23 protein-coding genes are annotated in these 23,307 nt (G+C 62.5%); 12 read left to right on the top strand and 11 right to left on the bottom strand.

What is annotated here, in order from left to right; genetic code table 11:
- Position 1: 1 nt before the first annotated feature.
- The 7 genes from ACWFUC_RS02410 to ACWFUC_RS02380 all read right to left on the bottom strand — a co-directional run bounded on the left by ACWFUC_RS02410 (position 2) and on the right by ACWFUC_RS02380 (position 7,140).
- Positions 2-934 carry a transketolase family protein gene (locus ACWFUC_RS02410; protein ID WP_134223631.1) on the bottom strand — a complete coding sequence of 311 codons (933 nt, stop codon included), beginning with the start codon at positions 932-934 and terminating at the stop codon, positions 2-4.
- Complete coding sequence (locus ACWFUC_RS02405) at positions 931-1,758, bottom strand: transketolase (RefSeq protein ID WP_034331010.1); 828 nt, start codon at positions 1,756-1,758, stop codon at positions 931-933. The genes ACWFUC_RS02410 and ACWFUC_RS02405 overlap by 4 nt, the downstream gene beginning before the upstream one ends.
- Before the next feature lie 85 nt (positions 1,759-1,843).
- Positions 1,844-2,836, bottom strand: coding sequence for a GDP-mannose 4,6-dehydratase (locus ACWFUC_RS02400; RefSeq protein ID WP_252696573.1), 993 nt, complete (start codon positions 2,834-2,836; stop codon positions 1,844-1,846).
- A 2-nt stretch (positions 2,837-2,838) separates the two neighbouring features.
- On the bottom strand, positions 2,839-3,426 hold the full coding sequence (locus ACWFUC_RS02395) for an SIS domain-containing protein (RefSeq protein WP_489637430.1): 588 nt from the start codon (positions 3,424-3,426) through the stop codon (positions 2,839-2,841).
- On the bottom strand, positions 3,423-4,373 hold the full coding sequence (locus ACWFUC_RS02390) for an NAD-dependent epimerase/dehydratase family protein (protein WP_034331005.1): 951 nt from the start codon (positions 4,371-4,373) through the stop codon (positions 3,423-3,425). The genes ACWFUC_RS02395 and ACWFUC_RS02390 overlap by 4 nt, the downstream gene beginning before the upstream one ends.
- Positions 4,374-4,747: 374 nt before the next feature.
- Positions 4,748-5,590, bottom strand: a complete 843-nt coding sequence (locus tag ACWFUC_RS02385; RefSeq protein WP_034331036.1) for a hypothetical protein — start codon at positions 5,588-5,590, stop codon at positions 4,748-4,750.
- 5 nt (positions 5,591-5,595) lie between these two features.
- Complete coding sequence (locus ACWFUC_RS02380; RefSeq protein ID WP_489623992.1) at positions 5,596-7,140, bottom strand: glycosyltransferase family 4 protein; 1,545 nt, start codon at positions 7,138-7,140, stop codon at positions 5,596-5,598.
- Between the two features lie 367 nt (positions 7,141-7,507).
- Here ACWFUC_RS02380 and rfbF point away from each other — a divergent pair, with 367 nt between their 5' ends.
- The 4 genes from rfbF to ACWFUC_RS02360 are packed head-to-tail and all read left to right on the top strand — an operon-like array spanning position 7,508 to position 11,811.
- Complete coding sequence (gene rfbF / locus ACWFUC_RS02375) at positions 7,508-8,287, top strand: glucose-1-phosphate cytidylyltransferase (RefSeq protein ID WP_034331002.1); 780 nt, start codon at positions 7,508-7,510, stop codon at positions 8,285-8,287.
- A 28-nt stretch (positions 8,288-8,315) separates the two neighbouring features.
- Complete coding sequence (locus tag ACWFUC_RS02370; protein ID WP_489623991.1) at positions 8,316-8,873, top strand: dTDP-4-dehydrorhamnose 3,5-epimerase family protein; 558 nt, start codon at positions 8,316-8,318, stop codon at positions 8,871-8,873.
- Positions 8,870-10,093, top strand: a complete 1,224-nt coding sequence (locus ACWFUC_RS02365) for a methyltransferase domain-containing protein (RefSeq protein ID WP_489623990.1) — start codon at positions 8,870-8,872, stop codon at positions 10,091-10,093. Before ACWFUC_RS02370 ends, ACWFUC_RS02365 begins: the two co-directional genes overlap by 4 nt.
- Positions 10,094-10,104: 11 nt before the next feature.
- Complete coding sequence (locus ACWFUC_RS02360; protein ID WP_489623989.1) at positions 10,105-11,811, top strand: hypothetical protein; 1,707 nt, start codon at positions 10,105-10,107, stop codon at positions 11,809-11,811.
- Positions 11,812-11,852: 41 nt separating this feature from the next.
- Here ACWFUC_RS02360 and rfbD read toward each other — a convergent pair whose 3' ends face one another.
- The 4 genes from rfbD to ACWFUC_RS02340 form a co-directional block, all read right to left on the bottom strand.
- Positions 11,853-12,803, bottom strand: coding sequence for a dTDP-4-dehydrorhamnose reductase (rfbD, locus tag ACWFUC_RS02355; RefSeq protein WP_489623988.1), 951 nt, complete (start codon positions 12,801-12,803; stop codon positions 11,853-11,855).
- A 3-nt stretch (positions 12,804-12,806) separates the two neighbouring features.
- Entirely contained in the window at positions 12,807-13,817 is a 1,011-nt protein-coding gene (galE, locus tag ACWFUC_RS02350) for a UDP-glucose 4-epimerase GalE (RefSeq protein WP_121040756.1), read from the bottom strand.
- Positions 13,818-13,851: 34 nt separating this feature from the next.
- A complete protein-coding gene (rfbG, locus tag ACWFUC_RS02345) occupies positions 13,852-14,928 on the bottom strand; it encodes a CDP-glucose 4,6-dehydratase (protein WP_489637618.1) in 1,077 nt (358 codons plus the stop codon).
- A 240-nt stretch (positions 14,929-15,168) separates the two neighbouring features.
- A complete protein-coding gene (locus ACWFUC_RS02340) occupies positions 15,169-15,954 on the bottom strand; it encodes an alpha/beta fold hydrolase (protein ID WP_121040752.1) in 786 nt (261 codons plus the stop codon).
- 208 nt (positions 15,955-16,162) lie between these two features.
- Here ACWFUC_RS02340 and ACWFUC_RS02335 point away from each other — a divergent pair, with 208 nt between their 5' ends.
- The 8 genes from ACWFUC_RS02335 to atpG all read left to right on the top strand — a co-directional run bounded on the left by ACWFUC_RS02335 (position 16,163) and on the right by atpG (position 23,302).
- A complete protein-coding gene (locus ACWFUC_RS02335; RefSeq protein WP_489623987.1) occupies positions 16,163-17,644 on the top strand; it encodes an HD domain-containing phosphohydrolase in 1,482 nt (493 codons plus the stop codon).
- A 603-nt stretch (positions 17,645-18,247) separates the two neighbouring features.
- The gene (locus ACWFUC_RS02330) at positions 18,248-18,592 is read left to right on the top strand and encodes an ATP synthase subunit I (RefSeq protein WP_039783514.1); all 345 of its coding nucleotides are present in this window, start codon (positions 18,248-18,250) and stop codon (positions 18,590-18,592) included.
- Positions 18,589-19,410: a F0F1 ATP synthase subunit A gene (atpB, locus tag ACWFUC_RS02325; RefSeq protein WP_039783516.1), complete on the top strand. Its 822-nt coding sequence runs from the start codon at positions 18,589-18,591 to the stop codon at positions 19,408-19,410. Before ACWFUC_RS02330 ends, atpB begins: the two co-directional genes overlap by 4 nt.
- A gap of 76 nt (positions 19,411-19,486) precedes the next feature.
- Positions 19,487-19,732 (top strand): F0F1 ATP synthase subunit C, encoded by a 246-nt coding sequence (atpE, locus tag ACWFUC_RS02320; protein WP_006461334.1) that lies wholly within the window; start codon positions 19,487-19,489, stop codon positions 19,730-19,732.
- Between the two features lie 74 nt (positions 19,733-19,806).
- On the top strand, positions 19,807-20,277 hold the full coding sequence (locus ACWFUC_RS02315; protein ID WP_034330984.1) for a F0F1 ATP synthase subunit B: 471 nt from the start codon (positions 19,807-19,809) through the stop codon (positions 20,275-20,277).
- A gap of 1 nt (position 20,278) precedes the next feature.
- Positions 20,279-20,812 (top strand): F0F1 ATP synthase subunit delta, encoded by a 534-nt coding sequence (locus ACWFUC_RS02310; RefSeq protein WP_034330982.1) that lies wholly within the window; start codon positions 20,279-20,281, stop codon positions 20,810-20,812.
- 45 nt (positions 20,813-20,857) lie between these two features.
- Positions 20,858-22,399 carry a F0F1 ATP synthase subunit alpha gene (atpA, locus tag ACWFUC_RS02305; RefSeq protein WP_034330981.1) on the top strand — a complete coding sequence of 514 codons (1,542 nt, stop codon included), beginning with the start codon at positions 20,858-20,860 and terminating at the stop codon, positions 22,397-22,399.
- 30 nt (positions 22,400-22,429) lie between these two features.
- Complete coding sequence (gene atpG / locus ACWFUC_RS02300) at positions 22,430-23,302, top strand: F0F1 ATP synthase subunit gamma (protein WP_034330979.1); 873 nt, start codon at positions 22,430-22,432, stop codon at positions 23,300-23,302.
- The last annotated feature ends 5 nt before the right edge of the window (positions 23,303-23,307 follow it).

The following is a 23,307-nucleotide window of genomic DNA, read 5'->3' as shown; positions in this document are numbered from 1 at the left end:
CTCAGCCCGCCGTCTTCCGGAACGCAGCCTCCACCTTGGCGGCGATGTTGTCGGCGGTCAGTCCGTACTTGGCGCGGGCATATTCTTGCGAGCCGATCTCGTGCATGAAGCTGTCGTCCACGCCGAAGCCAAGCAGACGCCCCTTCATGGGCTCCTGCCGCGCCAGCCATTCTGCAATGGCACCGCCCAGGCCGCCGATGCGGCTGTGTTCTTCCACCACGCCTACCACGGCGTATCCCGCGAACGCCTGCTCCAGGCTGGCTTCATCGAGCGGCTTGATGGTGTGGAAGCTCTCCACGCGCGCCGAGATGCCGCGTGCCTGCAGCAAATCGGCTGCCGCCATCACGGTGGGCAGCAAGGTGCCGGCACCGATCAGGCAGACATCGCTGCCGCTGCGCACATTGATGGCGCGGCCGATCTCGAAGTGCTCGTCCTGCTTGGGAACGATCTGCTCGCCTTTCTTTCCGATGCGGATGTAGACCGGGCCGTCGAGCTTGAGCGCAGCACGCAGGCACTGGCGCAGCTCGACTTCGTCGGCCGGCGCGAGCACCGTCATGTTGGGCAGTACCCGCATGATCGCCAGGTCTTCGCAGGAATGATGGGTCGGCCCCAGTTCGGCATAGGACAGTCCGGAGCCGGTCCCCACGATGATCACCGGGACGTTGTGATAGCAGGCATCCACGCGGATCTGCTCGAAGCAGCGCGTGGTGGTGAACGGCGTGATGGTGTAGATCACCGGCCGCAAGCCGGACAGCGCCATGCCGGCGGCCACGCCCATCATGTTGGCTTCGGCGATGCCGCAGTTGAGGAAGCGCGTGCCGTTGGCGGCCTTGAACTTGTCGAACAGCTTGTTGCCGATGTCGCCCGAGAGCAGCACCACGCGCGGATCACTGCTACCCAGTTTGGTGATCTCGTCTGCAAACGCGTTTCTCATGCCTGTACTCCCAGTTCCTGATAGGCAGCGGCCACTTCGTCGGCATTGGGAATCCGGTAGTGCCAGTTGTTGTCGTCTTCCATGAAGGAGACACCTTTGCCCTTGACGGTGTGTGCCACCACGGCAATGGGTTTTCCTTCGGGTGCGCGCGGGCGTCCCATGATCTCGACCAGGGTCGCCATGTCGTGGCCATCGATTTCCATCGCGTCCCAGCCGAAGGCGCGCCACTTGTCCACCAGCGGATTCAAGGCCAGCACTTCCTCGCTGCGGCCGGTGGCCTGCCACTTGTTGAAGTCGACCAGCACCATCAGGTTGCCGGTACGCTGGGCCGCGGCCATCATGGCGGCTTCCCAGACCGAACCTTCATTGCATTCGCCGTCACCCAGCAGCACCGTGACGTCATAGCGCTGTTGCTGGATGCGACCAGCCAGGGCCATGCCCAGGCCGATCGGCAGACCATGGCCGAGCGAGCCGGTGGCGGCCTCGATACCGGGCAGGTGATCAGGCGTCGGGGGGTGTTCGGCGAAGATGCCGCCGTCCTTGCCATAGTCGTCCAGCATCGAGATCGGGTAGAAGCCGCGCAAGGCCAGCACCTGGAACAGTGCGGCAGCGCCGTGCCCCTTGCTGAGGATGAAGCGGTCCCGCAGCGGGTCGGCCGGCTTGGAAGGATCAATGCGCAGCGTACCGAAATAGGCCGCCGTGAGGATGTCCACGCAGGAAAGGCAGGAGCCCAGGTGCGGTGTCTGGGTGCGGTGCGCATTCTCGATGATGCGGCCACGCAGCTGGCTGGCTGTTTTCTTCAGCGCGGTAATGTCTTGGGCCATAACGATCTATCCAAAAGCAATGCCCGTTCTTTCAAACGGGCAGCAAAACGATGCGGCATTCGCCGAGGCTGCACATCAGTGCGGCTCAGGGCTTGTGGACGTAGTTCCATTCCATGGTCTGCATGGCGTCCAGGTTCTGCCGGACCCAGCTGACGCATTCATCCAGTCCTTCGTCGAGCGAGACTTTCACGTTCCAGTCCAGGCTCTGGCGCAGCTTGCTGCTATCCAACATGTAGGCGGCATCCTTGCCCAGGCGCTCGCCGACGATCTCGACGTTGGCCGCGAAATCCACGTCCAGCTTGGCGCAGATGCGCTCGACCAGTTCGCGCACGCTGACGATCTCGTCGGTGGAGATGTGGTAGGTCTGGCCATTGATACCGCGCGTGGCGATGGCATGGGTGGCGCTCGATACGTCGCGCATGTGGATGAAGGAGCGGCGCGAGAGTCCACCGCCATGCAGCTGCAGTTTCTTACCGGTCAGCACCGAGAGGATGGTGCGCGGAATGATGCGATACAACTGCTGGCCCGGACCGTAGACGTTGGCGGCGCGGGTGAACACTACCGGGAAACCGTAGGCATCGAAGTAGGTCTTCAGGCTCATGTCGGCCGCCGCGCGGGACACCGCATAGGGCGTGCTCGGGTTGAACGGCGTGTCTTCCTTGATGAAGCCATCGGTACTGCCATACACCTCGGGTGTGGTGATGTGCACGTACTTGTCCAGGAAGTCGCACTGGCGCAGCACTTCGTGCAGGCGGATGGTCGCCATGACGTTGGTCTCGAACCAGTGTTCCGGATTCTTCCAGCTTTCGGCGACCATGCTTTGCGCGGCGAAGTTGACCACGATGGCGGGCTTCTCGCGCTGAATCAATTCGGTCAGCGCGGCCAGGTCCTTGTTGAGGTCATACGGGTAGAACGTGAATGCGGCCTGATGCTCGGACCAGCGATAAGGCAGGAACGCGCGATGCGGCTCCTGTGAACGGCTCACGCCGATGACGTCGTTGCCATTGCGCAGCAGGTAATCCACGAAGCTGGCACCGGAAAACGAGTTGCTGCCGATGATGAGATATTTTGCCGACATGTTCATTCCACTGCGGGTTTGTTTTCGTACAGCCACTGCATGACCATATGTCCCACGATCACCTGCATGTCCTCGGCGATCTGCATGTCATCCACCGCAAAGTGGACCGGGATGTCGCACAGGTCCTTGGCCTTGCCGCCGCTGTAGCCGAGGATGGCGCAGGAAAGCACGTCCATCTTCCTGGCCTGTTCCAGCGCACGCAGGATGTTTCCAGAATTGCCGCTGCCCGACAGCACGATCAGCAGATCGCCCGGCTGCGCCTGCACGGCCAGCTGCTCGGAGTAGATGTGGTCGTAGCCGATGTCGTTGGCCAGGCAGGTCAGCACGGCGGCATTGGCCGACAGCGCCGAGACCCGCATGCCACCGCCTGTGCGCTTGGCGATGCCGTATAGGAAATTATTGGCCAGGTGGATGGCATTGCCGGCGCTGCCGCCATTGCCGCACAGGAAGACCTGGCGGCCCTTGAGCCAGCATTCCTGCATGGCCTGCGCCAGGCGGCCCACGCCATTCCAGTCCGAACCTGCCAGCACCGCCTGCAGGCGGGTGGCGTAATCCTGGAACGCCGTCAGAGAAACCGGTGCCGGGCTCATGCCGCCTTGGGAGACAGTACGGTCTGCTCCATCCACTTCAGGTTGTAATAGCGGTCCTCATCCTTGAGCACGCCGCTGCGGTACTTCTCGATGATCTCGGTGATGGCGGTCTCGACCGACTTGGACGGCTTGAAGCCGGTGGCCAGCAGCTTGTCCGAATTCACGCGGTAAGAGCGCGGATCGTTCGATTCGGTCACCACGATGTCCACCGGGATGTGCTTGGCCACCATGCGCGCGATGTCCAGGATGGAGATGTTCTCGAAGCCGGCGTTGTAGACGCCGGTGATTTCCGGATGATCGATCAGGTGCAGGTAGACATCGGTGATGTCATCGATATGGATGTTCGGACGCACCTGGGTGCCGCCGAACACGGTGATCTTGCCCTTGGCCAGCGCCTGCATCGTCAGCAGGTTCACCGACACGTCCAGGCGCATGCGCGGCGAGTAGCCGCACACGGTGGCCGGACGCACGATCTGGACGATCATGCGGTCCTTGTAGCTCAGCAGCACCGGCTCGGAGACCATCTTGGTCTTGTTGTATTCGGAGATCGGCTTCAGTTCGAGGTCTTCGGTGACCTGCAGCTCTTCCTTGACGCCGTAGACGCTGCCGGAAGAAGCGTAAATGAATTGTTTGACACCCTTGCGCACGGCCTTGTCGGCCAGTTGCATGGTGGCCAGTGCGCTGACCTCCCAGGTCAGCTTGGGATCGAGATCACCGCAGGGATCGTTGGCGACCGACGACAGGTGAATGATCGTGTCCACACCGTCCAGATTGATCTGGTCGATGTTGCGCACGTCACCTTCGGTCACGGTCAGGTTGGGGTGGGGGGCCAGATAATTGCCGAACCACATGATGTCCAGCACATGCACCTTGTAGCCGCGCGCCAGCAGTTTGGGGACGAGAACGCTGCCTTTGTAGCCGCAGCCGCCGGTGACCAGAATATTCATATCTACGCGTGATTCCCTAATGTAAAAACTGTCAGTGGTGATCGCGCCATGGCTGGCCAAAGCGGATCAGGCCGGCGGCTGCGGGTACCTCGGCCGAGGCCGTACCGTGCGCTTGCAGTGCAGGAAATTTCCCTGGAGAAATATCACAGAGAGTCTTGCCCATGCTTGCATCTTGACAGCTTGGGCAGGCGGGCGACGGCCACATAAGCGAGGAAACTTGCCCCCTATTTATCGCATGGACGTCATTGCAGGAACGCCCGCGCGCAGGTAGGCAAGCCCGCACCGATGCGTTCATCTACGGAAGGAAAGGGTAAAACTTGAATGGCCGGATGGCCGCAGAGGGACGCCGCGCCGGGGCGGCGTCCGGTGCCGGGTCAGAAGAAGCTGGCCGGGCGATCCTGCCGGTACTCGGGATCGCAGCGCCGCAGCAGGTCGTGGCGCAGGGCGTGGAAACGATCGAGGTAAGCCTGGTCGGCCGAATGCAGGTAGGCAGTCTTGAGCGCGTCCAGCATCACCATCTCGTCGCGGCAGGGATAGAACAGCGGGTCACCGAAGCGCATGGCGGCAATGTTCAGATTCGTCACCTGCAGCTCGGGCATGAGCGCCATCACCAGCGAACCGATGCGCTCCATGATGAAAACCTTCATCTGCACCGTACTCTTGCCATAGTCGGTGACTTCGTTGAGCTTGCGCGCCAGTGGCGTGGCATTGGCCTCCGCCAGGGCGAACATGTGCTCGTTGATGGCGAACCACTTGTCCCAGAACACGGGCTTGGCAATGATGTAATTGCAGTACGCGGTGGAGCGGAAATTGTTGATCAGCGATTGCAGGTTCACGTCCAGCCCGATGTCGGCCATCAGCGCCTGCGCGACCGGAACGATGCCGGGATGGCGCCGGGCGCCCTGTTCGAAGACGCTCAGGTAGGCCGAGGCATCCGACATCGACGGCGAGAAGGTGTACACATCCGCGCCAGGGCGGCTGTCCATGAAGGCGTGCACCTGCTGCGCGTTCATGCGCGTCTTGTCGAAGAACAGCGGAGAGAGGAAACCGTAGTAATCGTCCTCATTGAGCGCCGTGTTCAGGAAATAATTGCGGATGCCCCAGTACTCGCGCCAGTCAGGCCGGGGATTGCCGACGATCTCAAGCGGCGTGAAGCCGGGATCCAGCATGCGGCGGCTGGCTTCGTCGTAGTGGATCTGCAGGATGTGCTTGTTCATGGTCATCAGGGGGCCAGGCAACGGCTGTAGACATCGTGATAGTGGGCGGCCTTGGCGGCCAGGTCGAAGCCCTCACGCACTTCCTTCTGCCCCGCCGCGGCCAGGGCGTGGCGCTTCCCGGGCGATTCGATCAGTTGCGTGATGGCGTCCAGCCATGCCTGGCTTGAATTGGGCATCAACAGGCCGGTGACCTCATGCGTGACGACCTGGCTGTACACCGAGACGTCGCTGAAGACGGAGGCGATACCGGCCGCCGAGTAATCGAGCCACTTGATGTAGCTCTTGCATTGATTGTATTCGTCGCTGGCCAGCGGGATCAGCGCGATATCCCAGTTCCACTGGCGCAATTGCGCCGCATAGTCCACGTACTGGTGCACGAAGGTATGGAAGGTCGTCAGCGGATGGCCGGCCCAGCCCTGCGGGCACTCCCAGCCGACGAAGTCGATGTGCAGGCGCGTACCGTAGCGCTCCACCAGGGCGCGCAAGGCCTGGTCGACCAGCGCAAAATTGGAGGGCTGGATGGAAGAGCCCAGCAGCCCGATGTTGATGCGTCCATCGAGGTCGGTGGACTGGGGAACCGGACGGTAGAACAGATCGAAATCGATGTAGTTGGGCAGGACGTGGACCGCCGCATTGAGCTCGCGGTACTTGGCGGCGAGGAATTCGGTGGAGACCACGACGGCCTTCGCATGCCGCACCGCGAACTCGATGCCGGTCTTCCAGGCCGCGCCTTGCTGGGCTTCAGGATGGTCGGCCGGAATCTCGTTGAGCAGGTCGTCGGACTCGTAGATGATGGGAACCTTGGAACTGAAGATGGTGCGCAGCACGTCCAGCGACATCAGGCCGGGGGTGTAGCGATGCAGCAGGATCAGGTCGGCATCGGCCAGGTAATTGCTCTGCAGCTGGCCATTCTGGATGCCCCAGACCAGTTCCCACTCGTCCTGCAGATGGGCGAAGGGACGGATCAGGCGGATCTGCGGGCAAGGGCTCCAGGTCGATTCCACCGAATACACCACCAGCCGTTTCTTGCGGCGCGTCGGGACCGGTGCGGGCGCAAAGGCCGGCGCTGCAGGAGGCGCGTTGAAGCGCCGCTGGCTGGCCAGGATGAAGTCGTCCAGCTGCCCCGCCACCAGCTCGCGGCGCGATGCCAGGTCCGCCGTCGGGACCGGCGGCAATTCCAGCAGCGGTACGCCGCCGCCGCCCAGCCCGGGCTGCCAGGCCAATGGCAATTCGCCGGCCAGCGCGGCCTGTCCGGGCTTGAGCAGGAAACGCACCACGTTCACTGCGGACAGGGGATTGCCGGCCACGCTGCCGGCGTAGATCACGATGGGATTGCGTCCGGCCGCCAGGTGGGCGTTGATGAGCTCTTGCGTCAGTCGCGGCGTGCGCAGGGCGGTGCTGCCTTCTTCGGTGACATAGGCTTCTTCGCCCCACAGGTTCAGCGCGTGGCAGAGGCGATGCAGCAGCAGGGCTTCTTCCGATTGGGTGGAGAAGGCGGGCGCAAAGATGTAGTAGGGGGAGTGCAGCCGGGCGAACAAATCTGGTCTCATATGCTACTCGGTGGTCTGTCTCTGGGTGGCTCGATGATCTGCGCAACGGACAGCGCCCCGGCTTCCTGCCCCCGGCGGCGGCATCCAGGCGCTGCGCCCCCTGCAGGGCAGACCTCATGCAATCGGCGCAGTATAGCAGTGCACTTTTGCGGGGAATGGCCTGAATTGGCGGCAAAGAGGGCGACAAATCCTCGCATGGCCGGCTGCTGCGGCGGACTGCAAAAAGCCAAATTGGCCTCGATAAACCGCCCAGACCCACGGTTGTTCCTGCTGGCAAAGCCGGTAACATAGGCATCTTTGGTGAGAGTGTTGCTTTGGATGCAATACTTTCATGGCTGACGGATCATCACTCATCTAGGGGTACAAATTGAAAGTCGTCATTCTCGCCGGCGGTCTGGGTACGCGGCTTGGGGAAGAAACCGATGTGCGTCCGAAACCGATGGTGGAGATCGGTGGCAAGCCCATCCTGTGGCACATCATGAAGGGTTATTCGCAGCACGGCTTCAATGAGTTCGTGATCCTGCTGGGCTACAAGGGTTACCTGATCAAGGAATTTTTCGCCAACTACTTTCTGCATCAGGGCGATGTCACCATCGATCTGGCCGACAACCGGGTGGAAGTCCATCGCAACAAATCCGAGCCGTGGAAAGTGACGCTGGTGGAAACCGGCCTGTCGACCCAGACGGGTGGCCGTTTGCTGGCCGCCCGCGACTATCTCAAGGAGGGCGATTTCATGCTCACCTATGGCGATGGCGTTTCCGATGTCGACGTGAGCGCCCTGGTGGCGCATCACCAGGCCAATCCCCAGGCACTGGTGACCATGACCACGGTGCAGCCCGAGGCGCGTTTCGGCATGGTGCAGACCGATGAGGCCGGCTTCATCCGCGATTTCCGCGAGAAGCCGCCGGGAGACCTGGGCTGGATCAACGGCGGCTTCATGGTATGTCGCCAGGGCGTGTTCGATTACCTCAAGGAAGGCGAGGGCACCATCTTCGAACGCGCCCCGCTGGAGCAGATCGCAGGGGATGGAAGGCTGCTGAACTGGCCGCACCACGGATTCTGGAAATGCATGGACACCCTGCGCGACAAGATCCAGCTCAACCAGATGTGGGACCAGGACCAGGCACGATGGAAGACCTGGAGCTGAGCCCGTCCTGCGGGCGCGGGGAGTGCGCATGAACCTGCAGATCACGCCCACCGGAATCGCGGGGGCGGCGGTGGTGTCCAGTGTGCGGCGCGGTGACGCGCGCGGCAGCTTCGCGCGCTGGTTCTGCGACGAGGAACTGGCACCGGTATTGCAGGGCAGCCGCATCGTGCAGGTCAACAATTCGTTCACGGCCGAGCCCGGCAGCGTACGCGGCATGCACTTCCAGCATGCGCCCCACGCGGAAAAGAAACTGATTCGCTGCCTGGCAGGCCGCGTCTTCGATGTGGTGCTGGACTTGCGCAAGGGCTCGCCCACCTTCCTGCAGTGGCGCGGCGTCGAGCTGGCCGCCGGCGACGACCGCGCGCTGCTGGTGCCGGAAGGCTGCGCGCACGGTTTCCAGGTCCTGGAAGCGGGCAGCTCGCTGCTCTACCTGCATACTGCTCCCTATGTCCCGCATGCCGAAGGCGGTGTGCGCCATGATGATCCTCGCGTGGCCATCGCCTGGCCGCTGCCACCGCAGAACCTGTCGCCACGCGACCTCCAGCATCCGCCGCTGGCTCCTGATTTCGATGGAATATCGCTATGAAATGCCGCCACTGCCAGACCGAACTGCATGACACGTTCATCGACCTGGGTTTCTCACCGCCCTCCAACGCTTATCTGAGGGCCGAGGATCTGCGTCGTCCTGAAACGACCTATCCGCTCAAGGTGATGGTGTGCCGCCAGTGCTGGCTGGTCCAGACCGAGGATTACACGCACTACGACCAGCTCTTTGCCACCGATTACGCCTACTTCTCGTCCACCTCAAGCACCTGGCTGGCGCATGCCGCGCGCTATGTGGACATGATTGCGGCACGCCTGAACCTGAACGCGCAATCCCTGGTGGTCGAACTGGCCGCCAATGATGGGTATCTCCTGCAGTACGTGCAGCAGAAGGGCATCCCCTGCCTGGGCGTGGAGCCCACCACCAGCACGGCTGACGCCGCGCGTGCCAGGGGCATTGCGATCGTCGAGGAATTTTTCGGCGTGGCACTTGGCCAGCGGCTGCGCGAGAGCCATGGTGCTGCAGACCTGATTGCCGCCAACAACGTGCTGGCGCATGTCCCGGACATCAATGATTTCGTTGGCGGCATGCGTGCCCTGCTGGCACCGCAAGGGACGGTGACGGTCGAGTGTCCCCACCTGTTGAACCTGATCGCTCAGGCACAGTTCGATACCGTCTACCACGAGCATTTCTCCTATCTCTCGCTGGTGGCGGTACAGCGCGTGATGCAATCGCAGGGGCTGCGCGTCTACGACGTCGAGGAGCTGCCGACCCACGGTGGCAGCCTGCGCATCTATGCCTGCCATGCCGATGCCGCCATCGCCGCCACTCCGGCCGTGCAGGCCATGCTGGCACGTGAGCGGGAGGCCGGGCTGGAGCGCATCGAGGGCTATGCAGGGTTCCAGGCGCGTGCCGAAGAGATCAAGTTGCAGTTGCTGTCCTTCCTGTTGGAGCAGAAGCGCGCCGGCAAGAAGGTGCTGGCCTATGGCGCCGCTGCCAAAGGCAACACGCTGCTCAATTATTCCGGCGTGCATCCCGATCTGCTGGCCATGGTCGCCGATGCTGCACCTTCCAAGCAGGACAAGTACATGCCAGGCAGTCATATTCCCATCGTCTCCCCGCAGCGCCTGCTCGACGAAAAGCCGGACGTTGTGCTGATCCTGCCCTGGAACATCAAGGACGAGGTCGCGCAGCAGCTGGCCGAGATCCGTGCGTGGGGCGGCCGCTTCGCCATCGCGGTGCCGCAGCTTCAGGTGTGGTGAGGGAGGCCAACATGCATATTCATCTGTTGCAGCTCGCTCCGACGACCGTCCCGGTAGCACCAGGCTTCCAGCACGTGCTCACCCCTGCGCCTGACGCCTGGGGCGATCTGTTGGCCATGCGCCGTTTTTTTCATGAACAGGCTATCGATGGTGAGGCTTGCTATGCCTTCGTCACGTCGGCATTTCTCGGCCAGACCGGTCTGGATGCGGCTGGCGTGCGCAGTCTGATCGAGGCGAATCCGCAAGCCGCCGCCTGGACCTTCATGCCGCATCCGCTGGAGGCCTGTGGCCAGCTCAACCTGCTGCTGCAGGCGGAGCAGCACCTGGAGGGTTTCACCGCGCTGGCCAAGCGTTTCCTGCAGGCGCTGGGCTTGCAGCTGGACCCGCTGCATTTCGTGCCGCAGTGGCAGAACAATGTGCCGCACGGTTTCATCGCGGCCAAGCCGGCGTTCTGGCAAACCTGGTTTGATCTGGCCGAGCGCCTGTTCCAGATGGTCGAGCAGGAGCCGGGTGAGTTGCGCGCGGCACTGCAGCGCCAGGCAGTATCCGGCGAGTCCGGACGGTCGCTGCTGGCGGCACGCCTGGGCTCCCTGGTGCTGGGACTGGACCAGCAACTGCGCGTATGGCATTGCCCGCCGGCGCTGATGCCGGCTGCCCTGCCCGTGGCAGCTGCCGACCTGGCGGAACTGGAAGCCTTGCGCAACGCCTATGCCGCCAGCGGTGACGCCGCTGATCTGCAGCGTTTCAGCTTGCGCAGCGGACAGTTGCGTGGCGCGCCGGCCCGGCCGCATGCGCCGCTGTCGGCACCGCTCGCCGCTGCGTCATCTCCATCGCCATCGCTGACGCTGGCACCGCGCACGCTGGCGCAGCCCGATAACGCGGCGGCCCAGGCCGCGCGTGGCGAGCTGGTGTTTGGCTGCATGACCCACGTACCGTTGCCGGTGAAATTCCCCGATCATGTGCTGCCGATCTACCTCGGCGAGGCCCAGCATGAGGGCGCGCTCAACCTGCGCGACCTGGCACCCCAATGGGTCCCTTATCACCCCATCGTGGCCGGCATGCTCGGCAACTTTGCCTTGCGCAACCTGATCCTGCGCGACTATCCCCACGTCAAGCGCGTGGGCGTTTGCCTGTACCGCAAGTTCATTTCGCGCGAGCGCATCAGCGGCGTGCCTGCTGAAGACAACTGGATGATGGACGTGGTCTCCGACAAGGAATTCGCACGGCTGTCGCTGGAGCAGATGATGGAGCCGGGCGAGCAGGAATTCCTGGTAGGCAAGACCTGCGGGTTCAAGGTGAGCGGGCGGGATGCCGGCTATCTGTCGCATTACGCGGTCTCGCATCACGCCGAGGATCTGTTGCGCTATGCGGCTGCCGCAACCGAGCTGGGGGTCTTCGCACGCAGCGAAGCCGAGCTGTTCTTCAACGAGAAGACCTTCTTCATGGGCGGCATCGAGATGGGCGTGTTTCCCGCCGATTTCTGGCTGCGCACCGTGGAGCAGATCGAAGCCGTGACTTGGTATTGCGTCCAGCACTACGACACCCGCCGCGAAGGCTATCAATCCCGCGCGTGGGCCTTCTGCGCTGAACGCCTGGGCAGCTACCTGCTCCTGCGCGAACTGCGCGCACGCTACGGTGATCCGGGCTACATGCGTTTCTTTGGACAGCTCAATCTCATCACCCGTGGTGACCAGACCAAATACGTCCCCAGCCACTGACCAGGTTCATCACGGCCCGGCCGCCGATACCGCCTGCGTCTTCAGTCAGGGAGCAGCTTGCCCTGATCGAGCTGGTAGTGGTCGATGATCTGCTGCAGGCAGGCCGTGGCGTCCTCATCCCACGCGGGCAGGGTGATGCCGAAGCGCAGTTCCAGCTTGCTGCAATCCAGCCGTGAATTGAGCGGACGCTCGGGCGGCGTAGGGTAGGAAGAGGTCGGTACCGGGGTGATCTGGTCCAGTCCCTTGAGCTTGACCGGGACGCCACGCGCCATCAGCTCGCGCGCCACCAGTTGCGCATAGCGATGCCACGACGTGGCTCCCTGCGCGGTGAGGTGATAGATGCCGCTGGTGGCCGCAACTTTCTCGCGCCCGCCTTCGGTCCCGGCCAGCATGCGGCAGCAGACCGCCGCAATGGTGGAGGCCCAGGTCGGTGCCCCGAACTGGTCGCCCACGATGGTATAACTTTCCTTCTGCTGGGCCAGGCGAATGGCCGTCTTCATGAAATTGTTGCCCGTGCGGTTGTAGACCCAGCTGGTCCGCAAGATCCAGTGGGCTGCGCCGCTGGCGGCGATGGCCAGTTCGCCGTCACGCTTGCTGGCACCGTAGACATTCAGCGGATGGGTCGGCATGTCTTCCGTATAGGCACCGGGGTGCTGTCCGTCGAACACGTAATCGGTGGAGAAGTGGATCAGGGCAGCCCCCAGCCGCGCGGCCTCCTGCGCCAGGAGGGCGGGCGCGTCGGTGTTGATGCGACGCGCCAGCTCCGGTTCGGACTCGGCCTTGACCACCGCCGTATAGGCGGCCGGGTGGATGATCAGATCGGGCCGGGCTTCGCGTACCGCCGTGCGCAGCGCATCCGCGTCGGTGAGGTCGAGTTGCCCGCGCACGGGCGCGATCACATCGAGGCCGGCCGGCATGGCACGCAGGCGGCGCAGGAATTCACTGCCGACCTGGCCGCTGCTGCCGGTGAGCAGGATGCGCATGGGTTTCATGGCTCAGGGCTTGAAGCCGTTCGGATTGTTCTGCTGCCAGCGCCACGAGTCGGCGCACATGGCGTCCAGTCCCAGCCTGGCTTCCCAGCCCAGCTTGCGGCGCGCTTCGGCCGGATCGGCATAACAGGAGGCGATATCGCCCGGACGCCGCGCGGCGATGGTGTAGGGGATGGGTTTGCCGGCGGCCTTTTCATAGGCCTTGACCACATCCAGCACGCTGTAGCCATTGCCGGTGCCGAGATTGACCGCGAAGCATTGTGGTTCGGTCAGTGCCTGCAGGGCGGCCAGGTGGCCGGTCGCCAGGTCGACCACGTGAATGAAGTCGCGCACGCCGGTGCCATCCGGGGTCGGATAATCGCCGCCCCAGATGCTCAGTTTTTCACGGCGGCCCACGGCGACCTGGGCGACATAGGGCATCAGGTTGTTGGGGATGCCACCCGGATCTTCGCCGATCATGCCGCTTTCATGCGCGCCGACCGGGTTGAAGTAGCGCAGCAGGGCGATCTTCCAGTCCGGATGGGCGCGATGGTAATCGCGCAGCATGTCTTCGATGACGATCTTGCTGCGGCCATACGGATTGCTGGCCGACAGCGGATGGGATTCCGTCAGCGGCAGGTATTGCGGGTCGCCGTAGACCGTCGCCGAGGAGGAGAAGACGATGGTCTTCACGCCCGTGGCTTCCATGGCCTCCAGCAGGCGCACGGTGCCGACCACGTTGTTGTCGTAGTACATGAGCGGCTTTTCCACCGACTCGCCCACGGCTTTCAGGCCGGCGAAATGGATGACCGCGTCGCATTTGAACTCGCGCAGCACGCTTTCCAGCTGATCGCGGTTGCGAATGTCCCCCTTGACCAGCGCCAGTGAACGGCCGGTGATCTGTTGCACTCTCGCCACCGACTCCGGGCTGCTGTTGCAGAAATTGTCGAAGACGATCACTTCGTGGCCTGCCTTGAGCAATTCCACGCAGGTATGTGAACCGATGTAGCCGGCACCGCCGGTGACGAGGATGTTCATGTGAGCTTCTCTTGGTAAGTTGGCAACAGCGTGATTATGTCAGAGTCTGGTAAAACGCAATCTGTTCTTCGGTCAGGGTGCGCAGGTCATCGTTGTTCAGGTAGGCGGCGTACCAGCGCGCGGTCATCTGCAGCGCGACGGTCAATTCCAGTTTGGGCGTCCAGTTCAGGCGCTGGCGCGCCTTGGAGATATCCAGCCGCAGCAGATGGGCTTCATGCGGGGCATGGGCTTGGGATTCAACACGGATGTCCAGCGGCGCGATGTCGTGTTGCCGAAGCGCCTTGTTGAAGCTCTCGCAGAGCTGGCCGACGTTGCGGGGATCGGCATCGGCCGGGCCGAAATTCCAGGCTTCCGCATGGCGCGGGCCTTCTTCGTAAAGAAGCCTGGCAATCTGCAGATAGCCCGACAGCGGTTCCAGCACGAATTGCCAAGGACGGATTGCGCCAGGGTGGCGAATGTTCAGTGGCGTCTGCGCTTGCAGGGCGCGGATGACATCGGGGATCAGGCGATCTGCGGCGAAGTCGCCGCCGCCGATCACATTGCCGGCCCGCACGCTGGCGATTGCGGCGCGGCCCGCATCGCGCTCGCCAAAGAAGGAGCGGCGATAGGCCGAGGTCACCAGTTCGGCGATGCCCTTGCTGCTGCTGTAGGGATCATGCCCGCCCATGGGATCGTCTTCGCGGTAGCCCCACAGCCATTCACGGTTCTCATAGCATTTGTCGCTGGTGACCACCACCACGGATCGCACGCTGGGGGTGTGCCGTACGGCTTCCAGCACGTGCACGGTGCCCATGACATTGGTCGCGTAGTTGTCCACCGGGTTGGCATAGGAGTCCCGCACCAGCGCCTGGGCCGCAAGATGAAACACCACGTCAGGCTGCACGGCTGCCATGGTCTGCGCCAGGTGCACCGGGTCGCGCACATCGCCGGTGGTGGTCTGCACGCAGTCGTGCAGCCGGGCCAGTTCAAACAGACTGGGATGGGTCGGTGCAGGCAGCGAATAGCCGCTGACCTTCGCGCCCATCATGTGCAGCCACAGGCTGAGCCAACCGCCCTTGAATCCGGTGTGCCCGGTAATGAAAACACGTTTGTCACGCCAGAAGTTCGACATCATGCAGCCTCGAATGCGGGAGAGGAATATCGCCGAGATCACCCGGACGAATGCATGTGCGCAGCAGCGTTGGTGTCGACGAGGCTCCTATTAGACCATGGCGTGGCGGCCGGGCAAGGGTGAAGCAGGCAGGCTTTCTTCTTTCATTCCCGCCGTTGCGCAGCGGCGGAAGAGGAGGAAAGGGAATGAGAGATGCGCCGCCGGCGCGGGCCGGCGGCGAACTTTGCTGAGGAGGGAGGCTTACCGGGTCGCTGCCACGGCTTCCAGAATCACCTTGGCCACCTCGGCCGGACGCGATTGCTGCGGCACGTGGCTGGCGGCCAGCTCGGTCGTCTTTGCGTTGATCTGCTTGGCAAAGCTGCGCTCCAGTGCGGGCTGGATCATGCGGTCCTTGGTGCTGACGATGTACCAGCTGGGACGAGTCTTCCAGGCGGCGGTCTCGACCTTGTCGCCGAAGGCCTTCATGGCGATCGGACCTTGGGTTGCGGCCATCACGGCGGCCTGCCTGGCCGGCACGTCCTGGGCGAAATCAGCGGCCAGCGCGGCCGGCGGCAGGCTGGCGAAACCGGCCTTGTCCACCGACAGCTTGGCGATGCCCGGCGGTACCGGCAGGTCCTTGCCGAGGTCGCCCGTGGCCTGGCCGGCGTCCGGTGCGAAGGCCGCGACATAGACCAGGCTGGCGACCTTCTCATGATTGCCGGCCTCGGTGATCACGGTGCCACCCCAGGAGTGGCCGACCAGCACCACCTTGCCCGGCTGGTTGTCGATGGCGCGCTTGGCGGCGGCGACGTCGTCGGCCAGCGAGGTCAGCGGATTCTGCACCGCGGTGACCTTGATGCCCTTGGCTTGCAGCAGCGGGATGACCTTGGCCCAGTCGGAGCCATCGGCAAAGGCACCGTGGACGATCACGACCGACGGCTTGTCCGAGGCATCGGCGGCGATCGCGCTGCTGCCGGTGAAGGCGGCGGCGAGAGCCAGCATGCCGAGAGTGGTCTTGAAGCTGAAGCGGGGGAAAGCGGATTTCATGGTGTTCTCCTGTTCAAAGAGTGCGTGGGCTAGGGGTGTGTTGCAGTGAGGCCAGTATAGAAATGCCGCTGCGCTGCCGGTATCGGTCAATTGACCGACCCCGGCCAGCGTGCGGCAAGGCGCTGCGATTGTGGCCGGTTGCCACCGGCCTGCCCATTAACCGAAGAGTTGATTGCGGCCGGTGGATGCTTGCCGCTACAGTGTCGGGATGTCTCCCGACGCTTCCCCCCTTCCCGACGCCGGCACGTCCGCGCTACCCGCCGCCCACCTGGTCGCCGCCGGCACTGCCGTGCAGGTTCTGGCACTGGTCGGCGACCTCAGCATGGGCCAGCCGCCGCACCAGTCCCGCCGGTGCGCTGTCCTGGCCGCCCGCATTGCCGCGCTGGACGGTGCCTCGGCCGACCTGATCCAGCAGGCGCAGCTGGTGGCCTGGCTGCGCTGGTCCGGCTGCACTGCCAATGCGGCGGGCTTTGCCAGCCTGCTGGGTGACGATGTGGGCGGACGCGAGGCCATGCTGCGGCAAGCCTTGCCCGAGGGGCATCCCCTGAACTTTGCGACGGTCGAGCCGCTGGCCCGCATCCACTGTGAGGTGGCGGGCGACGTGGCCGGCATGCTGGGTTTGCCGGGCGGGGTCGAGACCGGACTGCGCCATGTCTGGGAACACTACGATGGCAGCGGCGTGCCGCAGCGGCTGCAGGGAGCGGCCGTGCCCGCCGTGGTCTATTACACCAGCCTGGCAGGGGATCTGGAGATTCATGCACGGTCGCACGATATCCCGTTCGCCCTGGAGGCGGTGCAGCGCAACGGCGGCATCAAGTATCCGGCCGAGCTGGTCAGCCGCGTCCTGCCGCAGGCGGCAGACTGGCTGGCGGCGCTGGACGAGGAGGCCGATGCGGCAGCGATACCGGTAGACCTGCCCATGCACGCCGTTCCCCTGAGCATCGTGGCCGACCTGATCGAACTGAAGCTGCCGTGGTTGACCGGCTACTCCAGGCGCGTCAGCGAACTGGTGCAGCGGGCAGCCGTGCTGGCGGGCCTGCCTGTGGAGCAACAGGAACGGCTGGCACGGGCCGCCTTGATCCATGGCATCGGGCGTGCTTCGATTTCCAATACGATCTGGGAGCGCGAGGGCCGTCCGGGTCAGGCTGACTGGGAGCGTATTCGCCTCGCACCCTACTGGACCGCCCGTGCCGGCGCGCTGATCCCCGACCTGCGTCATGAGGCCGCGCTGGCCTCGCAACTATATGAACGTCTGGATGGCAGCGGTTATTTCCGGGGGCTGGACGCCGACATGCTGGGATTGCCAGCCCGACTCCTGGCGGCCGCGTCGGTCCAGGCCGCGCTGTGCGCCCGCCGTCCCTGGCGCGAGGCGTATGCGCCGCAGGCCGCCGGGGAGGTGCTGCAGGAGCAGGCCCGCCTTGGCCGCGTTGATCCGGAGGCGGTGCGCTGGGTGCTGGCCGCAGCGGCAGGAGAGGGTGTTCCGCTCCCGGTCCGCAAGGGCTTGCTCTCCGAGCGCGAGGTCGAGGTGCTGCGCCGCATCAGCCTGGGCGAGAGCAACAAGGAAGCCGCCCGTACCATGCAGATCAGTCCCTCCACCGTACGCACCCACGTCGAGAGCATCTTCCGCAAACTGCAGTGCTCCACGCGGGCTGCCGCCACCCTCAAGGGGCTGCACCTGGGCTTGATCTGATCTTGATCCGATGCCGTATTTCTACGGCATCAACGGTCCGACCACTGCACCGGTCTGGTGAGCGGGCTCACTTTTTTGCGGGGCGGCGCTGTGCTGCAACATGCGTCCCTGAAAGCGAGCCCGGTCGTCCGACCTCTCCCGATTTCCTGACAAAATGTCAGCGCCTTGCGTAAACGTTTGCGAGCGCCCCGGAAATTTCCGTAAATCATTGAATTTGCGGGATATTTCTCTGGCGTCGAGAGGCGTTTTTGATTAAATTGAGCGCTGTTTCAAAAACCGGCGCGTTTTTCCGGCTTTTGTGCATGCATTTCTGCAAATTCACTGCGAGATGCATAAATCTGAACAAACGGACAAGAAGGGGAGATCCGTCGGGAGCAAAAAGCGGGCAGGGGACAAAACACGCGCCATGGCGTTTTTGTGCTGCACTGCAAAAAATCGAAGTGGCTGCTTATTTGCCACAACTCGCCGCGAAGTGCCCCAGATAAGCCCTTGATCTGGCTGCAAAAGGTTTGACTTACCGGAAAACGAACCTTTATAATCGCCGGGCTTTTAAGCTGCCGTCTGCTCGTAAAGGGTGCGGCGCATGCACGATATTGGATAGATATGCTGCGCATCATTCTCTTGCAGCTCCTCACCACGGTCATTGCTGCCCTGGTGGCGGGGATGCTGGGCGGACTTCCGGCGCTTTGGTCCGCATTGTTGGGAGGCGTCTGCTGTGTCGTTCCCAATGCCCTGTTTGCACTGCGACTTCATGTCAGTGCGCAGAAACCCGGTGGTACCAACCCGATGACGTTTTTCTTCGGGGAATTTATCAAGATTGCTACGACTTTTGCGCTCATGGGCGCGATCGTTTGGTTGTACCACGGTGTTCACTGGCTCGCATTTTTGCTGAGCTTCATCGTGGTGCTTAAGAGTTATTTCATTTTACTGTTTAGACACCGACCATGACCGTAGAAGCCGCAGAGCACGCGCCGACAGCCTCTGAATATATCGTCCACCACCTCGGACACCTCTCCACGCAGCACCAGACCAAGATCGTCGATTTCTCCATCCTGAACGTGGACACCATCTTCTGGTCCGTGTTCTGTGGCGTCATCGCCTGCTTCTTCATGTTCCTGGCTGCCCGCAAGGCGACCTCGGGCGTGCCGGGCCGCTTCCAGGCCTTCGTCGAGATGGTCGTCGAAATGGTGGAAGACCAGTCCAAGGCCATCGTCCACGGCGACCGTACCTTCATCGCCCCGGTGGCCCTGACCGTGTTCGTCTGGGTGGCCCTGATGAACTCGCTGGACTTCCTGCCGGTGGACCTGGCTTCCGGCATCCTGGGCCTGTTCGGCCTGGGTGAAATGCATCACCGCATCGTCCCCACCGCCGACCTCAACGGCACCCTGGGCATCGCCCTGGGCGTGCTGGCCCTGATGCTGTATTACAGCGTCAAGATCAAGGGCGCAGGCGGCTTCATCCACGAACTGTTTGCAGCACCCTTCGGCATCTGGCTGGCGCCGTTCAACCTGCTGCTGAACATCATCGAATTCGCCGCCAAGACCGTGTCCCTGGGCATGCGACTGTTCGGCAACATGTATGCAGGCGAACTGTTGTTCCTGCTGATCGCATTGCTGGGATCGACCGCGACCGCATTCGGCTTCATCGGCCATGTGATCGCCGGTTCTATCTGGGCAATTTTCCACATCCTGATCGTGTTGCTCCAAGCATTCATCTTCATGATGTTGACACTGGTTTACCTGGGCCAGGCGCACGAAGCGCACTAACACAAGGCTTGCAGTACCTGTTTTTCAGTTTGTTTTTTGGTTTTGTATTTAATTTAACTTTTCTTAAGGAATTGTCATGACTGATGTCTCTTTCGTTGCTCTGGCTTGCGGTTTGATCATTGGCCTGGGTGCTATCGGCGCTTGTATCGGTATCGCGATCATGGGCGGTAAGTACCTCGAAGCATCCGCACGTCAGCCTGAACTGATGAACACCCTGCAAACCAAGATGTTCCTGCTGGCTGGCCTGATCGACGCGGCCTTCCTGATCGGCGTTGGTATCGCCATGCTGTTCGCATTCGCAAATCCGTTCATCGCCAAGTAATTCGCGCTTCATAGCCGATTCTCATCTGCCGGACGATTGGTTCCGGCACTCGTTATTCTGAGAAGGAAATTACCGTGAACTTAAATGCAACATTGATTGCACAGTTCGTGGTCTTCTTCATCCTCGCCGGCTTCACGATGAAATTCGTGTGGCCGCCGTTGATTAAGGCGCTCGATGAACGCGCCAAGAAGATTGCGGACGGGCTGGCAGCCGCTGACCGCGGTAAGGCCGATCTGGCCGCCGCCGAAAAGCGTATCCAGGGCGAACTGGCATCGGCACGTGATGAAGGCCAGAAGCGCATCGGCGAAGCCGAAAAGCGCGCTCAGCTGATCATCGAAGAAGCCAAGAAGACGGCCGCTGAAGAAGCTGCCCGCATCATCGCCGCTGCCCGTGCCGACGCTCAACAGCAAGTGAACCAGGCACGCGAAGAACTGCGCGGCCAGGTCGCAACGCTCGCCGTCAAGGGCGCGGAACAGATCCTCAAGCGCGAAGTGAATGCGGCTGCTCACGCCGACTTGCTGAATCAACTGAAGACAGAGCTGTAATATGGCCGAACTCGCAACGATCGCTCGTCCTTACGCCGAAGCCTTGTTCCGTGTGGCCAAGGCAGGCAGCCTGGCAGCCTGGTCCGATCTCGTCGACGAGATGGCCCAGGTGGCGGCGCATCCCGAGGTGCAGGCCCTGGCGCAGAACCCTTCCGTATCGCATGACAAGCTGGCAGAAGTGTTTGCCGCTGCCCTGAAGACCCCGCTGTCCGTCGAGGCGCAGAATTTCGTCAAGACGCTGGTCGATAACGGCCGCCTGGTCCTGCTGCCGCAGATCGCCGAACAATTCCACGTGCTCAAGAACACGGCGGAAGGTTCGGCCGATGCCAACATCGTGAGCGCCTTTGAGCTCAGCGATGCCCAGGTCAAGGATGTGGTCTCGGCACTGGAGAAGAAGTTCGGCCGCAAGCTGAACCCCTCCGTGACGGTCGACAGCAGCCTGATTGGCGGTGTGCGCGTCGTGGTCGGCGACGAAGTGTTCGATACCTCCGTGCGCGCGAAGCTGCAGCAGCTGCAAGCTGCTCTGGCCGCGTAAGTGCCTCTGGCTGGCTAAGCGAAAGAACAATTTTTAGGAGTTAGTATGCAACTCAACGCATCTGAAATCAGCGAGCTGATCAAGAGCCGGATCCAAGGCCTTGGCGATACCGCTGAGATTCGCAATCAGGGCACGGTCATTTCCGTGTCCGACGGTATCTGCCGTATCCATGGTCTGTCCGACGTGATGCAAGGTGAGATGCTGGAATTCCCGGGCAACACCTTCGGCCTGGCGCTGAACCTGGAGCGTGACTCGGTGGGCGCCGTTATCCTGGGCGAATACGAACACATCTCCGAAGGCGACCTGGTCAAGTGCACCGGCCGCATCCTGGAAGTGCCGATCGGTCCTGAACTGAAGGGCCGTGTGGTCAACGCACTGGGCCAGCCGATCGACGGCAAGGGTCCGATCAACGCCAAGCTGACCGCCCCGATCGAAAAGATCGCTCCGGGCGTGATCGCGCGTCAGTCCGTGTCGCAGCCGATGCAGACCGGCCTGAAGTCGATCGACTCCATGGTGCCTGTCGGCCGTGGCCAGCGCGAGCTGATCATTGGTGACCGCCAGACCGGCAAGACCGCTGTTGCGATCGACGCCATCATCAATCAAAAGGGTCAGAACATGACCTGCATCTACGTTGCGATCGGCCAGAAGGCTTCGTCGGTCAAGAACGTGGTGCGCGCACTGGAAGCCCACGGCGCGATGGAATACACCATCGTCGTGGCAGCAACCGCCTCCGAATCGGCAGCGATGCAATACGTGTCGGCCTACTCGGGTTGCGCCATGGGCGAATACTTCCGCGATCGCGGTCAAGACGCCCTGATCGTGTATGACGATCTGTCCAAGCAAGCCGTGGCTTACCGTCAGGTCTCGCTGCTGCTGCGCCGTCCGCCGGGCCGTGAAGCTTACCCTGGCGACGTGTTCTACCTGCACAGCCGCCTGCTGGAACGTGCTGCCCGCGTGAACGCCGACTACGTCGAGAAGTTCACCAACGGCGAAGTCAAGGGCCAGACCGGTTCCCTGACCGCACTGCCGATCATCGAAACCCAGGCTGGTGACGTTTCCGCCTTCGTTCCGACCAACGTGATCTCGATCACCGACGGCCAGATCTTCCTGGAAACTTCGCTGTTCAACGCCGGTATCCGTCCTGCGATCAACGCCGGTATCTCGGTGTCGCGCGTCGGTGGCGCTGCCCAGACCAAGGTCATCAAGGGCCTGTCCGGCGGTATCCGTACCGACCTGGCACAGTACCGTGAACTGGCTGCCTTTGCGCAGTTCGCTTCCGACCTGGACGAAGCCACCCGCAAGCAGCTGGACCGCGGTGCGCGCGTGACCGAACTGCTGAAGCAGGCTCAGTACACCCCGCAATCGATCTCGATCATGGCTGTCACCCTGTTCGCCGTCAACAAGGGCTACATGGACGACGTCGAAGTGAAGAAGATCCTGGCCTTCGAGTCGGGTCTGCACAACTTCATGAAGACCAGCCACGCTGACCTGCTGAAGAAGATCGAAGACACCAAGCAACTGGATAAGGATGCTGAGGCAGCCCTGGCAGCCGCCATCGCTGACTTCAAGAAATCCGGCGCGTACTAATTCTTACTGAAGCTATAAGGAGTCTTACTCATGGCTACAGGTAAAGAGATACGTGGCAAGATCAAGAGCGTAGAAAATACGAAGAAGATCACCAAGGCGATGGAAATGGTCGCGGCATCCAAAATGCGCAAGGCGCAGGACCGGATGCACGCAGCCCGCCCGTACAGCGACAAGATCCGCAACATTGCGGCCAACCTGTCGCAGGCCAATCCGGAGTACGTGCACCCGTTCATGGTCCAGCAGGATACGGCCAAGCGCGTTGGTTTCATCGTCGTCACGACCGACAAGGGTCTGTGCGGCGGCATGAACACCAACTCGCTGCGTCTGTTGACCAACAAGTTCCGTGAACTGGAAGGCCAGGGCAAGGCCATCGAAACCGTCGCCATTGGCAACAAGGGTTTGGGTTTTCTGAATCGCATCGGCGCCCGTGTGGCCGCCAACGTGACGCAACTGGGTGATACGCCGCACCTGGAAAAGCTGATCGGCCCCGTCAAGGTGCTGCTCGACGCTTACCAGGAAGGCAAGCTGGACGCGGTGTACCTGGTGTACACCAAGTTCATCAACACGATGAAGCAGGAAGCCACCCTGCAGCAGCTGCTGCCGCTGACCAGCGACAAGCTCAAGGCTGACGAGGGTGCGCACTCCTGGGACTACATCTATGAGCCCGATGTGCAATCCGTGGTGGACGAACTGCTGGTGCGTTACGTCGAAGCGCTGATCTATCAAGCCGTCGCCGAGAACATGGCCTCCGAGCAATCGGCGCGCATGGTCGCGATGAAGGCCGCCAGCGACAACGCAGGTAGCGTGATCGGTGAGTTGAAGTTGGTCTACAACAAGACTCGCCAGGCCGCCATTACCAAAGAGCTGTCGGAAATCGTCGCCGGTGCGGCTGCGGTCGGCTGATCAGC

It is taken from the genome of Herbaspirillum sp. Her4 (assembly GCF_057961335.1).
The sequence above is the reverse complement of the archived record's forward strand: the minus strand, read 5'-3'. Positions and strand labels throughout refer to the sequence as shown.

Excerpts from the sequence above, each read along its gene's own strand:
- atpE (WP_006461334.1), top strand. The coding sequence starts at position 19,487 with ATGACTGATGTCTCTTTCGTTGCTCTGGCTTGCGGTTTGATCATTGGC.
- rfbG (WP_489637618.1), bottom strand. The coding sequence starts at position 14,928 with ATGTCGAACTTCTGGCGTGACAAACGTGTTTTCATTACCGGGCACACC.
- ACWFUC_RS02340 (WP_121040752.1), bottom strand. The coding sequence starts at position 15,954 with ATGAAATCCGCTTTCCCCCGCTTCAGCTTCAAGACCACTCTCGGCATG.
- ACWFUC_RS02370 (WP_489623991.1), top strand. The coding sequence starts at position 8,316 with ATGAACCTGCAGATCACGCCCACCGGAATCGCGGGGGCGGCGGTGGTG.
- ACWFUC_RS02395 (WP_489637430.1), bottom strand. The coding sequence starts at position 3,426 with ATGAGCCCGGCACCGGTTTCTCTGACGGCGTTCCAGGATTACGCCACC.
- ACWFUC_RS02310 (WP_034330982.1), top strand. The coding sequence starts at position 20,279 with ATGGCCGAACTCGCAACGATCGCTCGTCCTTACGCCGAAGCCTTGTTC.
- ACWFUC_RS02410 (WP_134223631.1), bottom strand. The coding sequence starts at position 934 with ATGAGAAACGCGTTTGCAGACGAGATCACCAAACTGGGTAGCAGTGAT.
- ACWFUC_RS02400 (WP_252696573.1), bottom strand. The coding sequence starts at position 2,836 with ATGTCGGCAAAATATCTCATCATCGGCAGCAACTCGTTTTCCGGTGCC.
- ACWFUC_RS02365 (WP_489623990.1), top strand. The coding sequence starts at position 8,870 with ATGAAATGCCGCCACTGCCAGACCGAACTGCATGACACGTTCATCGAC.
- ACWFUC_RS02405 (WP_034331010.1), bottom strand. The coding sequence starts at position 1,758 with ATGGCCCAAGACATTACCGCGCTGAAGAAAACAGCCAGCCAGCTGCGT.
- atpG (WP_034330979.1), top strand. The coding sequence starts at position 22,430 with ATGGCTACAGGTAAAGAGATACGTGGCAAGATCAAGAGCGTAGAAAAT.
- ACWFUC_RS02330 (WP_039783514.1), top strand. The coding sequence starts at position 18,248 with ATGCTGCGCATCATTCTCTTGCAGCTCCTCACCACGGTCATTGCTGCC.
- ACWFUC_RS02380 (WP_489623992.1), bottom strand. The coding sequence starts at position 7,140 with ATGAGACCAGATTTGTTCGCCCGGCTGCACTCCCCCTACTACATCTTT.
- ACWFUC_RS02385 (WP_034331036.1), bottom strand. The coding sequence starts at position 5,590 with ATGAACAAGCACATCCTGCAGATCCACTACGACGAAGCCAGCCGCCGC.
- atpA (WP_034330981.1), top strand. The coding sequence starts at position 20,858 with ATGCAACTCAACGCATCTGAAATCAGCGAGCTGATCAAGAGCCGGATC.
- ACWFUC_RS02335 (WP_489623987.1), top strand. The coding sequence starts at position 16,163 with ATGTCTCCCGACGCTTCCCCCCTTCCCGACGCCGGCACGTCCGCGCTA.
- atpB (WP_039783516.1), top strand. The coding sequence starts at position 18,589 with ATGACCGTAGAAGCCGCAGAGCACGCGCCGACAGCCTCTGAATATATC.
- ACWFUC_RS02360 (WP_489623989.1), top strand. The coding sequence starts at position 10,105 with ATGCATATTCATCTGTTGCAGCTCGCTCCGACGACCGTCCCGGTAGCA.
- ACWFUC_RS02390 (WP_034331005.1), bottom strand. The coding sequence starts at position 4,373 with ATGAATATTCTGGTCACCGGCGGCTGCGGCTACAAAGGCAGCGTTCTC.
- galE (WP_121040756.1), bottom strand. The coding sequence starts at position 13,817 with ATGAACATCCTCGTCACCGGCGGTGCCGGCTACATCGGTTCACATACC.
- rfbD (WP_489623988.1), bottom strand. The coding sequence starts at position 12,803 with ATGAAACCCATGCGCATCCTGCTCACCGGCAGCAGCGGCCAGGTCGGC.